This window comes from Parasphingorhabdus sp., from assembly GCF_048267785.1.
Classification (GTDB): Bacteria; Pseudomonadota; Alphaproteobacteria; order Sphingomonadales; family Sphingomonadaceae; genus Parasphingorhabdus.
This window is the reverse complement of the sequence record NZ_JBLWWU010000006.1, coordinates 26,270-39,552: the sequence shown is the minus strand read 5'-3', so window position 1 is coordinate 39,552 and position 13,283 is coordinate 26,270. Positions and strand designations below refer to the sequence as shown.

General features: G+C 53.4%; 9 protein-coding genes. 4 read left to right on the top strand and 5 right to left on the bottom strand.

Annotated elements, in window-relative coordinates; all coding sequences use genetic code 11:
• Nucleotides 1-23: 23 nt before the first annotated feature.
• The 3 genes from ACN0VD_RS06400 to ACN0VD_RS06390 are packed head-to-tail and all read right to left on the bottom strand — an operon-like array spanning nt 24 to nt 3,428.
• Nucleotides 24-1,208, bottom strand: a complete 1,185-nt coding sequence (locus ACN0VD_RS06400; RefSeq protein ID WP_417592810.1) for an acetyl-CoA C-acyltransferase — start codon at nt 1,206-1,208, stop codon at nt 24-26.
• A 38-nt stretch (nt 1,209-1,246) separates the two neighbouring features.
• Nucleotides 1,247-2,479, bottom strand: coding sequence for an acetyl-CoA acetyltransferase (locus ACN0VD_RS06395; protein WP_417592808.1), 1,233 nt, complete (start codon nt 2,477-2,479; stop codon nt 1,247-1,249).
• Nucleotides 2,466-3,428, bottom strand: a complete 963-nt coding sequence (locus ACN0VD_RS06390; RefSeq protein ID WP_417592806.1) for an NAD(P)H-dependent flavin oxidoreductase — start codon at nt 3,426-3,428, stop codon at nt 2,466-2,468. The genes ACN0VD_RS06395 and ACN0VD_RS06390 overlap by 14 nt, the downstream gene beginning before the upstream one ends.
• A gap of 276 nt (nt 3,429-3,704) precedes the next feature.
• Between ACN0VD_RS06390 and ACN0VD_RS06385 the strand changes: the two genes are divergently transcribed.
• Both ACN0VD_RS06385 and ACN0VD_RS06380 read left to right on the top strand, forming a co-directional pair.
• Nucleotides 3,705-5,984 carry a TonB-dependent receptor gene (locus ACN0VD_RS06385; protein ID WP_417592804.1) on the top strand — a complete coding sequence of 760 codons (2,280 nt, stop codon included), beginning with the start codon at nt 3,705-3,707 and terminating at the stop codon, nt 5,982-5,984.
• A 29-nt stretch (nt 5,985-6,013) separates the two neighbouring features.
• Complete coding sequence (locus tag ACN0VD_RS06380) at nt 6,014-7,324, top strand: serine hydrolase domain-containing protein (RefSeq protein WP_417592802.1); 1,311 nt, start codon at nt 6,014-6,016, stop codon at nt 7,322-7,324.
• A 98-nt stretch (nt 7,325-7,422) separates the two neighbouring features.
• Here the strand turns inward: ACN0VD_RS06380 and ACN0VD_RS06375 are convergent, their stop codons facing one another.
• Complete coding sequence (locus ACN0VD_RS06375; protein WP_417592800.1) at nt 7,423-8,394, bottom strand: winged helix-turn-helix transcriptional regulator; 972 nt, start codon at nt 8,392-8,394, stop codon at nt 7,423-7,425.
• Between the two features lie 257 nt (nt 8,395-8,651).
• Here ACN0VD_RS06375 and ACN0VD_RS06370 point away from each other — a divergent pair, with 257 nt between their 5' ends.
• Nucleotides 8,652-9,887, top strand: coding sequence for a thiolase family protein (locus tag ACN0VD_RS06370; protein WP_417592798.1), 1,236 nt, complete (start codon nt 8,652-8,654; stop codon nt 9,885-9,887).
• A gap of 92 nt (nt 9,888-9,979) precedes the next feature.
• On the opposite strand, the gene ACN0VD_RS06365 is transcribed toward ACN0VD_RS06370, so the two are convergent.
• Nucleotides 9,980-11,431, bottom strand: coding sequence for a carotenoid oxygenase family protein (locus ACN0VD_RS06365; RefSeq protein WP_417592796.1), 1,452 nt, complete (start codon nt 11,429-11,431; stop codon nt 9,980-9,982).
• Between the two features lie 163 nt (nt 11,432-11,594).
• Here ACN0VD_RS06365 and ACN0VD_RS06360 point away from each other — a divergent pair, with 163 nt between their 5' ends.
• A complete protein-coding gene (locus ACN0VD_RS06360) occupies nt 11,595-13,256 on the top strand; it encodes a class I adenylate-forming enzyme family protein (RefSeq protein ID WP_417592794.1) in 1,662 nt (553 codons plus the stop codon).
• Nucleotides 13,257-13,283 lie beyond the last annotated feature (27 nt).

The following is a 13,283-nucleotide window of genomic DNA, read 5'->3' as shown; positions in this document are numbered from 1 at the left end:
TCAATATCACGTGGGGCCGACGGTCAGTTCAGACGCTCTACAATCATTGCGCCGCCGGATCCGGACGCCCCGCTGACCACAACCATTCCGATTTTCTGATCCGCCTCATCAAGGCAATCCAGCAGTGACGAAATCAATATCGCTCCGCTCGCTCCGAGAGGATGGCCTTTTGCGATATGACCGCCGCTGACGTTGACCTTTTCTGGATTGACCGGATAATCCCGCAGAAATTTTGCGATAGTGACCCCGAACGCTTCCATGAATTCGATCCGGTCTATCTGTTCCAGCGATAGCCCCGCGCGTTCCAGCGCCCGTTCCATGGATGCAAAGCCGGCTGTGAGTGCCGCCGCCGGATCGGCACCGCAATCCGCATAGGCCAGAATCCGGGCGCGCGGCTCACCCTCGCCCAGTCCGGCACCACCGACCAAAGCGAGACCCGCACCGTCACATATGGGTGGTGCGTGCGATATGGTGTGGATAGGATCAAAGGTTTCGTCACCCAGTGCCTCGGCATAATGTGTCGCCAGTTCACCGAAACCAGGCGCCATGGATGCAAGCGATGCCGCAGTGGTTTTACCGCGAACGCATTCATCCCGATCCAGCACAACCGACCCATTGGCATTTTTAATCGCTATTCTGGATTTCTGAAGCGCCCCGGAATCCTGGGCAACGGCGGCTTTCTGCTGTGAAGTCAGCGCGGCTTCATCGAGCTGCTGTCTTGTGATCCCCTCCCTCTGCGCCAATCGATCAGCTGCCAGGACAACGGGGATATATCGGGTTCTGGCGGGGAAACGATCATCATCATAATAGCTGGCCTTGTCGCCCATGAAGGGAACCTGAGACATCATTTCAACACCGCCAGCCAGAACCGCTTTGGCATTGCCGGAGGCTACGGATTCAAACGCCTGGCCGATTGCCGTCAGTCCCGATGCGCAATAATTATTCAGGGTGCTGGCCGACGCACTATCGGGAATGCCGGCATGCAATTTTGACACGAGCGCAATATTCCCGCCCTGGCTACCAAATTGACCAACACAACCGAGAAGAAGGGAATCAGGGTTTTCCAGTGCGCCTTGATTACGGTCTTTCAACGCCGTGTGCAGTTGACTGATCAATTCCTGCGGAGAGAGCTGTGCCAGTGGCGCATCGGCCTTTGCTTTGCCGCGTGGCGTGCGCACCGCATCATAAATATATGTAGAATTGCTCATGCTATTGCTCAATCTCCTGAAATCCTGATCTTGTGACGCTATGTCCCGATGACAAAGCTGACCGAAGTCGTCGCGCTGCCACCGACGTTGAATGTCGCAAAATTCTGTGCACCTTCCACCTGATAATCGCCCGCATCGCCGGTGACCTGTCGGGCGCTGTCCAGCGCCATACGGATGCCAGTAGCGCCAACCGGATGCCCCAGACCGATAAGCCCACCGGACGGATTGACCGGCAGCTTGCCGCCAAGCTTGATCGTACCATCCTCGATCGCACGCCAGCTTTCGCCCGGCGGAGTAATACCGAAATGGTCGATGATCATATATTCGGTGATCGAAAAGCAGTCATGCACTTCGACCCCGTCGACTTGATAGATATCGGACATTCCTGCGCGTTTCAGGGAATCCATCATCGCGCTGCGGACATGCGGAAAGACATAGGCGCTGTCGCGGCTTTCCTCGATTTTTGTCCGATATAGCATTGGTGCAGTACTATGCCCCCAGCCCTTGATACGGGGAATGCTGTCGAGCGATATCCCGCGCCGTCGGGCATAGGCTTCCGCATATTCGCGCGAGGCCAGGAAAATCGCCGCCGCTCCGTCTGTTACCTGCCCGCAATCTGATTTGCGAAGGCATCCTTCGATCGGCGGATTAAACTCATCATTATCCGCAAAATGCTCGGGAGTGATTTTCCAATCGCGGGTCTGTGCTCTGGAATTTCGCTTGGCATTGGAAAAATTATTTTCCGAAATCGCCCGCAAATGGGCCGCATCGAGACCGTAGCGTTCGCCATATTCATCCGCCAGCTCGGAAAACATATAGGGCCACAAATAGCGCGCTTCATTCGCTTCACGACCCGTCCAAGCGGCTGCGCCGAGATGTTCTGCCGCCCGTTGGCCCGGTACATTGCGCATGAGTTCCAGCCCGATAACGAGGGCCAGCCCATAACGCCCCGCCTCTATTTCCGCGCTCGCCGCCAGCATCGCGATGCTGCCCGATGCGCAAGCGGCCTCATGGCGCGATGCCGGGACACCGGAAAGATCGGGATGAACATGACCCAGAAAACCACCGAGTTGCCCCTGTCCGGCAAACAGTTCGGCAACAAAATTACCGACATGGGCCGCTTCGACGTCTTTGGGTTCGATGCCGGATGCTTCAAATGCATCTTCGGTGACGTCGCGGAACAGGTCAAAAATGCCTTTGCCTTCGCGCGCATAATTGGCCGCAAAATCAGTCTGCGCACCGCCGAGGATAAAAACTTCACCTTTGGTCATTGTCGTCTCCTGCATTGCGACCGAAAGCGGGAAGCTTTATCGCATCGTCATATTCCGCCCCCATCCGGCTGATGATATCAGCGATCGGCGCGTTTTGCGTCACCGCGCCGACGCCCTGCCCCGCAGCCCAAACGTGCTTCCAGGCCTTTCTGTCATTTTGGGGATCGGCAAAATTGATTTTGCCCGGACCACCCATATTGTCGGGATCATGTCCGGCATTGATCAGACTTTGTTTCAGCCAGTTGGCCGTCACGCCGGTAATGGCGTTGGACGGTATGATATCCTCGGCACCGGCATCGAGCACCATCTGCTTATATTCCTGCACAGCCAGGCTTTCTTCGCAGGGAATTAGCGATGTTCCCAGATAGGCAAGGTCTGCGCCGAGCACTTCGGCTGCTCGGATCGCGTGACCACTGGAAATGGCGCCGCCCAGAACAATTGCGCCATCCCAGAATTTTCTGACCTCTTCGACAAAGGCGAAACCGGCAATCTGGCCGGTATGGCCACCCGCACCAGCGCCTACCAGAACAAGTCCATCGACACCGGCTGCGGCGGCCTTGCGCGCAAACGCAACGGAATTGACGTCCGCATAAACCAGACCACCATAGCTGTGCACCTGTTCGATAATTTCGGCCGGGCTCCCCAACGCCGTGATGACCAGTGGCGGCTTATATTTGACGACGCAGGCAACATCTTCCGCCAGACGCGGATTGGATCGGTGAACAACCAGATTGGCGGCCCAAGGCGCAGCATTCGGCTCGGCCGCAAGAGTTGTTGTGATCTGCGCCATCCAGTCATCCAATATTTCAGATGTGCGGGCATTGGGGGTCGGAAAGGCCCCGATAATCCCGGCTTTGGATGCGGCAATCACCATTTCCGGTCCGGATATTAGAAACATTGGCGCTGCGATTGCAGGCAGCGTCAGATTTTGATCGGATGCGAAGTGCATTTGCCCCCCTTTTGTGATCGCCAATGCGCATTGAATTTGCAGTATTGACTTGTTTAAACATACCTTATAATCGGTGATATGTTATGGCAAGCTCCTTTTGAGAAAATTGCGATAACAAAGGGAATTAGGTTAGTTTGTCTGCGGGGTTTTTGGTTGAAATACAGTTTATGGCATCGGGTGGATGTAATGAACTGGATGTTCGGAATACCGATACAGATACAAGTAACTTGCATATAAAGACAACGTTAAATGAAAATGTCCTGGGAGGGGATTCTGATGAAATCACATATATTAAACAGCACCGCCATAGCCTTGTCCTTTGCTTTATGCAGCACGCCGGTTTTCGCACAGGATACGCAAGAGGAAGGGGGATTGGATGTCATTGTCGTTACCGCACAGAAACGCGCCGAAGGCCTGTCTGACGTCCCGATTTCGATCAGCGCAGTCTCAGGCGAGAAGATTGACTCCTACGGGCAAACCAGCCTCGAGGAAGTCTCTTCTTCAATCCCCAATCTCAAGATAACCCAGACCGCAATTGCCAATCGCATCGCGATCCGCGGCATCGCATCGGGTGACAATAAGGGTTTCGAACAATCAGTCGCAATGTTCGTTGACAATATCTACTATGGACGAGACCAACTCAGTCGTCTGCCACTTGTCGATCTGGAACGGGTCGAGGTGCTGCGCGGTCCTCAGCCGACCTTATTCGGCAAAAACGCCATCGCCGGCGCTGTCAACGTAACCACCCGCAAACCCTCCGATGAATTTGAAGGGTCGCTCAAGGCGTTATACGAATTCAATCATAATGAAGCCCAGATAACAGGCGTATTATCCGGCCCGGTATCGGAAAACATCGGCGCGCGAGTAGTCGGCTATTATCGCGATATGGACGGTTATGTCTTTAACACCTTGCAAGATCGAAACGAGCCGAATGTGCGTGAAGCATTTGTTCGCGGAATCTTGAGCTTTGAAGGCGACAGCCCGTTATCTGCCAACGTCAAATTGGAATATGCCGACTTCAAGACCAAAGGCCAGCCGCGGGAAGCATTTGGTCCAGTTGGAACTTATTCTGCGATTTTTTCAGGACCTCTTGCGGTTGAAACCGATCTTGACAATGTCCGGGCAGACGGAGGCTATGAAAGTCGCAACAAGATTTTCAATGCGGTGCTGAATGTCGATTACGAGATCGGCGATCACACGTTGACCTCGACAACCGGATATCTCGATTATAGCGTCCGGGAGCTATTGGATGTTGATTTTATTGAATTGAACTTTCTCGATGGCACCAACCAGACGGAAGATTACAGCCAGTTTTCCCAGGAACTGCGGATCGCGTCCCCGGGCGACAATCCATTCAATTATATCGCAGGCGTTTATTATCAGCACAGCAAACTCGACGCGACGGATCAGGTCAAATTCTCTCCCTTTTTCCTGGCAACGGCTTTTGCGGCGATCGGCGATACGTCCAATGACCGGGTTTACTCGCAGAAGTCGGATTTGATTTCCGCCTTTGCGCAGGGTGAAATATCGCTAACCGATTCGCTACGGCTAACCGCAGGCGCCCGCTTCAATCATGAGAAAAAAAGCGGCGACCGGGAACTTGCCATTAGCGTCGGCCCTTTGAACGCCTCACCACTTGCTGCCGTGACCGCCACATTCCGGGCCTTGAATATCGAAGCGCATAGTATCAGCGGTTCATTGAGTGAAAACTCCTTCAACCCGATGGCGAATGTCCAATATGATATCACCAACGAACTGATGTTCTACGCATCCTTTGCACGCGGGACAAAGGCAGGTGGATTCGATATCCGGTCGAACGCACTTCCCGGCTCGACAACGGTTGCGACACCGGGCGCATTTCAGTTTGGAGATGAACGGGCAGACAATATCGAAGCGGGACTCAAATATGACACGCGGAATTTTGCTCTAAATCTGTCCCTTTATCGAACCAAATACAAAGATTTGCAGGTAAATATCTTTGATGGTGTATTGGGTTTCAACGTTCGCAATGCCGCCGGTGCGACGACGCAAGGCATTGAGGCGGACATGCGCTGGGCCGTCGACAAACATTTCACGCTGAGCGGCGCAATCGCCTATCTCGATTTCGAATTCACCAACTTTCCCCAAGGCCAATGTTATTTCCAACAGACCCCGGGACCGGGTGGCTTTTGCGACTATTCTGGACAGCGCAATGCGTTGACCCCCAAATGGTCGGGCAATCTGAACGGAGATTTCAGGCATGAATTGACGGACTCTCTCAAACTGGGGATCAATTTAAACGCTGACTTTTCCAGCAGCTTTATAGCAGCGGCCAATCTGGATCCGCGGACCCGCCAAGCAAGCTATGTAAAAATGGGTGCTCGAATTTCGCTCAGTGAAGTGGATGATCATTGGAGCCTTGCCCTGATCGGCAAGAATCTGACCAACGAGCGAATCTTGACCACCGCTGGCAACCTGCCACTTTCGACAACGATTACCGGGGGTACCGGCGTCGCCTATAATGGTATATTCGAACGCCCGCGCAGTATCGCCTTGCAAGCCAATATCAAATTCTGACGACACGAAAACAGTAAGGAGAAATGGCCATGACCAAACGGATTATCAGTTCGGGCATGGCCATTTTTGCATTATGTGCCTCGACAATCAGCTTTGCACAATCTACCGATCAGCGACCGGAGGATTCCGATCCGGTAACCATGGGATGGATGCAAGGCGATCCGGTTCCACCCGACAAGATCGTCCGTCATGGCGATATGGGGTTTTACCAATTCCCGAAGTCGCGCTGGTCATTTTCCCATATGCGCGAACTGGTGCCGACCAAAAATGTAGCGAGAGGCAATGGCGCGGTATCGCTATTGCCGAGAGCAGAGCGATCTGATCTTGATGACGTGCAGTTTTTGCCGCTTGGCAGTGACCAGAGCATGACCTGGGCACAATCGCTCAAGGTAAATTATACCGACTCGATCATCGTGCTGCACAAGGGACGGATCGTCTACGAACGTTATTTCGGTGCCGCGAAACCCGACTTGCCGCACATGTCCTTCTCCGTAACAAAATCCTATTTTGGAACGCTTGCGGCGATGTTGATCAGCGAAGGGAAGCTTGACCCAGACGCACTGGTCACAAAATATATCCCCGAAATGCGGGGTTCTGCTTTTGCCGATGCAACGGTCAGACAAGTGCTCGATATGACGACCGGGATCAGCTATTCCGAAAAATATGCCGACCCGAATTCCGATGTCTGGGAATTTTCCTATGCAGGCGGTATCCTGCCACCACCGCCTGGATATGACGGAAAGAAGACATTTTACGATTATCTTCCGACGCTGAAAAAGGAAGGCGAGCATGGCGGGCAATTTATTTACAAATCGGTCAATAGCGAAGTTCTGGGCTGGCTGATCCAGCGTGTAACCGGACAAACGGCGGTCGCGGCGCTGGAAACGCATATCTGGCGCAAACTGGGCACAGAAATGGATGCCTATATGCTGATTGATTCCGCCGGCACTGGTTTTGCAGCGGGCGGGTTTAACGCGGTGTTGCGTGATCAGGCCCGCTTTGGCGAGATGATGCGACGGGGCGGATTCTTCAATGGCCAACAGATTCTGCCCAAGTCGGTTGTTGAAGATATGCGGGCCGGGGCGAGCAAATCGGATTTTGCCAAGGCGGGATATGCCACATTGCCTGGCTGGAGCTACCGCAATCAATGGTGGGTTTCCCAAAATGCCCATGGCGCTTATACGGCACGGGGAATCCATGGCCAGACCATCTATATCGATCCCGCAGCGGAAATGGTGATTGTCAGATTCGCCTCCCACCCGGTCGCCACGAATGGAAGTTTTGATGCAACGTCGCTGCCAGCCTACCAGGCTATTGCCGAGCATCTGATGGCTGAATAGCGGCGGCAGGTCGTCAGGATGCTGAAAGCTGACGCTGCCCGTTTACCGGGCTCGCCGGTGACAGATTACAAACATCTCTTTCCCGCTATTCCCAAACATCAAACTGCTGCCGAGGTTAACATATTGTCAGATGTCCCCTCTTTTTCTTCGAGAATTTGATAGTCCAGATCACCCAGATCGACCGATTCACCGCAGGCAGAACATGCCATATCGATCTGCAACGGATGGTTGCACGGACGATGGGTCAACAGCAGCGGCGGCCCTTTTGGATCGGGATACCATTTATCACCCCACTCCATTATCAACATCATCACCGGATAGACATCAAGCCCCTTGTCGGTCAGCTTGTAGGAGAATCTCTTGGGATTCGACTGATATTGTTCCTTCTTCAGAAACCCTTCTTCACAAAGGCTTTTTAGGCGATCCGTCAGAATATTCGTCGCCATTTGGGTGTCGCCCAATATCTCGTCATATTTGTTCAGATTTCGAAAGATCGAGCGAATGATCAACGACCGCCAGCGGTCTCCGATGACATAGCTGAAATTGTCGAAAAGAGCGGTATGTGGCCGCCCCTTATTGAACGCGTCCTGCCGCCGGCGACCATATTCCGCGACCATCTCGCCGCCACCAGGCCCCAGGCGCCAGTCGGTTTCCCGCGCCTTGACGTTTGATCTGCAACAACTGCATACGGGTGCTGGATCAGTAACCTTTCCACAATTCTTGTGCCGCAGTTCGATGTGGACCTTGTGCTCATTGGTCCCGTCAAACCATTTCCGTTCCCAGTGTAGCATCGCAAGAGAAAGCTTATACTGGTCACGTAATTTCTCGGTTCCAACATATTCGTATCTCAGCGGTCGCTCCGAATAGACGACTTTCTTGAAACAGCCCTCCTCGACAAGTTTCTTCAGCCGGTTGCTGACCAGCGCCTTGAGCAACCCCGTTTGCTTTCTAAACTCTTCGAACCGACGCGCACCAAGCCAATAGCTCTGGATGATCAAAAGTGTCGGTGTATCCCCGACCACTTCCAGAGCGCGCCAAATGGAACAAGCTGGAACCAATTTTTGTGTCAAAGCTACATTGTCCTTCATTCTTGTCGGTCGGCGGAGCCGAAACATCCAGATCTTGCCTAAGTGTCTCTCAATAACCGTTATTGGGAGGCAATTTCAAAGTTTAGCGACTGGCTCTCGTAGCCATACCATATGGGACGAGGCTCCGAATTGCCAATAGTCAATTCCCTGCCTCTGGATCTACCGCATACGGAAATTGCCAGAGAAAAAGAGCCAAATAGGATTTGCATATACAATGGTATGTTTATACAAGTTAGATCATGAAAGACAATATTTACATAATCGGGGCTGCAACAACGCCATTCCGGAAATGGCCAGAAAAATCCGTGAAAATGCTCGCCACCGAAGTCGTATCAGATGCCCTGCGCGATGCCGGACTGGAAGCCGACCGGATCGAGGCCGCCTGGTTTTCGAACACGCGCCAGCCTATGCTGGAGGGACAAAACACCATCCGCGGCCAGATTGCGCTTGGCGCGGCTGGACTCCCCAGTGTGCCGATATTCAATATCGAGAATGCCTGCGCCAGTGGATCAAGTGCGGTGTTTAACGCTGCCAACCATATTCGCGCGGGTCAGGCGGATATTACGATGGCGGTTGGCGTAGAGAAAATGTATTTTACCGACCGGCGCGAAAAAATGTTCGCCGCTTTCATGGGCGGCACCGATATTGAAATCGTAGACGAGACCGCGGAGCGTATGTCCGCCATCGGCAGGGACATCATTCCCGAGAGCGCTGACAATTCAGCGGAACGCAGCTTCTTCATGGACGTCTATGCAGCCATGGCCCGTCAGCATATGAAAACTTTCGGCACCACGCAGGAACATTTGGCAGCAGCGGCAGCCAAGGCCCATTTTCATTCTACGCTCAATCCCAAATCGCAATATCGACAAGACATGTCGGTTGAAGAGGTGCTGGCGGACAAACAGATCGTCTGGCCATTCACGCGGGCGATGTGTGCACCGATAAGCGACGGTGGCGCTGCTGTCATTTTGGCGCGGGGCAGCGCCCTCACCGACGACCAGAAAAAACGGGCTGTCGAGATCAAGGGGGTCGGCATAGCGTCCGCACAAAAGCGCGAGATGACCGATTATGCCCAGCATGCAGGCCGGCGTGCTGCCACGATAGCCTATGCGCAAGCCGGTGTGGACCCGGCGGATATTGACGTCGTGGAACTGCACGACGCGAGCGCCTTTGCCGAGATACAACAGATTGAAAACCTCCAGCTTTGCCCGATGGGCGAAGGCGGTGCCTTCACCGCCAGCGGCGCGACAAAGCTGGGCGGATCCGTGGTGGTGAACCCGTGCGGCGGTTTGATGTCAAAAGGTCACCCTGTCGGCGCAACCGGAATCGCGCAGCTCGAGGAACTGGTATTGCAACTGCGCGGCGAGGCCGGTGCACGGCAAGTTGAAGGGGCCAGACTTGGTGTCGCAGAAAACGGCGGAGGCTTTCTCCATGTCGAAGAAGGCGTGACCGTCGTTACCGTTCTTTCCAGATAGGCGCGCTCGAGACTGCCAAGAATAATCTCGAACAGCCTGGATTATCCAGCGATCTTGCCGCTATGTCGCGACCTCTCTACCGGGACCGGCATTTAGTTCCAGTTGGCAATCTGACTCGGCTTCATCCAGCACGCGTGAAAACCGACCGGGACATGCCGGGGAAGCGTCACGCGGGCAATCGGCCCCTTGTTGAGATCCAGCGCATCGAACACCTGTAGCTGCTGCACACTGGTTTTCTCATTCCACACAAAGGTAATTACATAACCATGATCTTCACTTTGCGGATCATCGGCCGGCGCAAACCAGGGCTCGCTATACCAGCAATCGTCATGTCCGTCCGACCACTCTCCGGCGCTCTCCCCCGTATCGGTGTTGAGCTTGCGAATACCGGTCCAGTGCAGAGTGTTAGGATTATGATCAACCACATAGGTCCAGCTTGTATGTCGCCCTGTTTCAGCGGTGTGATAGCTGGGAAATTCTACATTATGATCGGCATTCAGACATTCTTCGTGCGTCTCGCCGGTTTTCATATTCATCCGATACCGCCACAAGCGGCTATACATGCCAAGCTCGGCGATCATCCTCGCAGTGCGCGCCTCGTCATATTCGCCATTTTCCTTCATCGTCGGCATGAAGCGGCAGGCTACCATGACCACTTCATCGCCCTCTTCCCAGCAATTGACCACATGATAGAGAAAGCATGGCGTGAATTCGAACCATTTGATGCTATCGGATGCCCCGTGCCGGGGAATAACGCCGAAGCGCGTTGGTATTTTGGAGTTGAACCGAATCTTGTGCCGTCCGGCCTTCAATGCTTCTTCATCATGATAGACGGGCAGATCATGCAAAATAGAATAGTGTTCCGTGATTCCCATATCGTGCGGCAGACGGTCCCCAGGCAATTCTATCGGAACATTATGAACCAGCTTTCCTTCCCGGTTTACAACGCTGTAGGTCATGAATGGTGCATAATCAAAATAGTCGAAAAACATCAGTTCACCGGTATATTCATCGACCTTGCCATGAGCCGAAATCCCGTTGCCCGGTGCGCTGGTATATTCCGCAGCCTCGATTGTTTCGAGCGTAATCGGATCAATGATATGCGGCTTTCCCGAAAGATACCAAGTCGCCACGGCATAGCCGGCATGCCCCAGAACATCGGTATTGGCAGCATCGGCCAGCACCATATCGGTCCGGCCTTTTAACGTCTGCCGAATGCCCCAGTGGGTTTCTTCCCCGGCTGCATCATCTTCAAGCCAGCCTTCGGACCGCACCCATTTGTTCCGATAGACCACCTTGCCATTTCTAAATTCCGCGGCATGGAGCATTCCGTCACCATCAAACGGATGGTAGGCCCCTTGTGGTTCAAAGCGCGGATTTGGCCCATTGCGGAGATAGACACCGTTCAAGTCAGCAGGGATTTCTCCTTCAACCGGCAAATCGGTGAGCACGGATTCATCCGGAACCGGGGCAAATGGACCAGTTATCATTTCACCATAAGCATGGCCGAACGGTGCTTTGGGTTCCTTGAAGGGTGCATTCATTTTAGCCTCCTGAGCATAATCTGTTTGAGAGTCGTTTAACCGACTGATTAGATCATAATCCCATATAGTATGTTTATACAAGTTATAATTGGGCTGCCGCGCCATAACTTGACACTCCCGCATAGCAATTCTACCAAGTATGATTAAACAAGTGAGGGGATATATGCAGACGTCATCATGTGAGAAAATCACTGCCATGAAGCAGGCCGGATGGTGGGGCAACACGACTCTCGACCAGATATTTTCCGCCGCGCTGGCTTCCCATCCAGACGATCTTGCATTGATAGATCCGAGCAACCGTGGCGATCTGGTTCACGGCGACCCGAGACGCCTGACCTTTCGCGAAATCGATTTGTTGGCCGACCGGCTGGCATCGCGATATTTCGAGGCCGGATTGCGCCAGGGGGACCGCATCGCTGTCCATTTGCCCAATACGGTCGAGATTATCCTTGTCTATCTGGCCGCCGCTAGGCTTGGACTGATTGTCAGCCCAATGGCGGTTCAATACGGAACATTTGAAGTCAGTCATATTACCCAGACCATTGATCCCAGCGCCTATATCGCGTTCACGGATTTTCGCGGCGCTCCATTCGCAGAACCGATTCTGGATATTTTGCCAGACAGTTGTACACCGCTGCTATTCACTTCCGATAGCGATGCGACAGGGTCAAAGGCTGACGTGACGCAAGCCTATCAGGATTACCGGAACGGGCTCGCCCATTCGGCTGATGATATACTGACAATCTGTTGGACATCCGGCACCACCGGACGACCAAAGGGCGTACCGCGCAGCCACAATCACTGGTTGTCATCCAGCGTCATGTGCGGAAAGCCGGTAGAGCTCCCGACCGGCGCGGCAATGCTTTGTCCTTTCCCGTTCATCAATATGGCTGCGATAGGTGGTTTCCTTTTCCTCTGGCTCCAGTCAAAGGCAAAAATGATCCTGCACCATCCGTTTGAGCCGGCGGCATATCTGCAACAGCTGAAAGACGAGCAGTGCGCTTATACGATCGCTCCACCGGCGATATTGAGCAAACTTCTTCTGCAAAAAGACATGATCAAGGCGGCCGGGTTTCTCGAAAGCGTAAAGACGATTGCTTCCGGTAGCGCGCCGCTGGACCCTGCGATGGTGCAAGGGTTTACCGAGACTTTCGGGATCGACATTTTCAATCTGTTCGGATCGAATGAGGGCATGGCCCTGATTGGGACACCCGTCGACGTCCCCGATACGAGCGACCGCGCGACCTGCTTCCCCCGATTTGGAAGACCCGAATTCAGCTGGTCGACGGGCATTGGTGATCGCATCGATACCCGCTTGATCGACAAGGACAGCGGTGCAGAAATCACCGAGCCGGGCGTCCCCGGCGAACTGGAAATCGCCGGATCGACGGTGTTCGACGGATATTATCAATCACCGGAAGACAATGCAGAAGCCTTTACGCCCGATGGCTATTTCAGAAGCGGAGACCTGTTTGAAATTACCGGCGATAAAAATCAATATTACCGGTTTGTCGGGCGCTGCAAAGATCTGATCATCCGCGGAGGCATGAACATTTCGCCTGAAGAGCTTGATGGGATTCTGCAATCGCATCCCCGGATACTCGAAGCAGCGGTATATGGTAAACCGGACAGTATATTGGGCGAGAAAGTCTGTGCCGTGGTCGTACCGATGTCCGGCGAGACAATTACCCTCAAAGACCTTACAGATTTTATGAATGAACACGGTATCGCAAAATTCAAAAGGCCGGAATATCTCAAGATTGTCGATGCGCTACCACGATCGGCCATGAACAAGGTGCCTCGCCATATGCTGAAAGATCTTTAGACCGATCATTAACACCACGAGTTCCGT

Excerpts from the sequence above, each read along its gene's own strand:
- ACN0VD_RS06365 (WP_417592796.1), bottom strand. The coding sequence starts at position 11,431 with ATGAATGCACCCTTCAAGGAACCCAAAGCACCGTTCGGCCATGCTTAT.
- ACN0VD_RS06395 (WP_417592808.1), bottom strand. The coding sequence starts at position 2,479 with ATGACCAAAGGTGAAGTTTTTATCCTCGGCGGTGCGCAGACTGATTTT.
- ACN0VD_RS06370 (WP_417592798.1), top strand. The coding sequence starts at position 8,652 with ATGAAAGACAATATTTACATAATCGGGGCTGCAACAACGCCATTCCGG.
- ACN0VD_RS06390 (WP_417592806.1), bottom strand. The coding sequence starts at position 3,428 with ATGCACTTCGCATCCGATCAAAATCTGACGCTGCCTGCAATCGCAGCG.
- ACN0VD_RS06380 (WP_417592802.1), top strand. The coding sequence starts at position 6,014 with ATGACCAAACGGATTATCAGTTCGGGCATGGCCATTTTTGCATTATGT.
- ACN0VD_RS06360 (WP_417592794.1), top strand. The coding sequence starts at position 11,595 with ATGCAGACGTCATCATGTGAGAAAATCACTGCCATGAAGCAGGCCGGA.
- ACN0VD_RS06385 (WP_417592804.1), top strand. The coding sequence starts at position 3,705 with ATGAAATCACATATATTAAACAGCACCGCCATAGCCTTGTCCTTTGCT.
- ACN0VD_RS06400 (WP_417592810.1), bottom strand. The coding sequence starts at position 1,208 with ATGAGCAATTCTACATATATTTATGATGCGGTGCGCACGCCACGCGGC.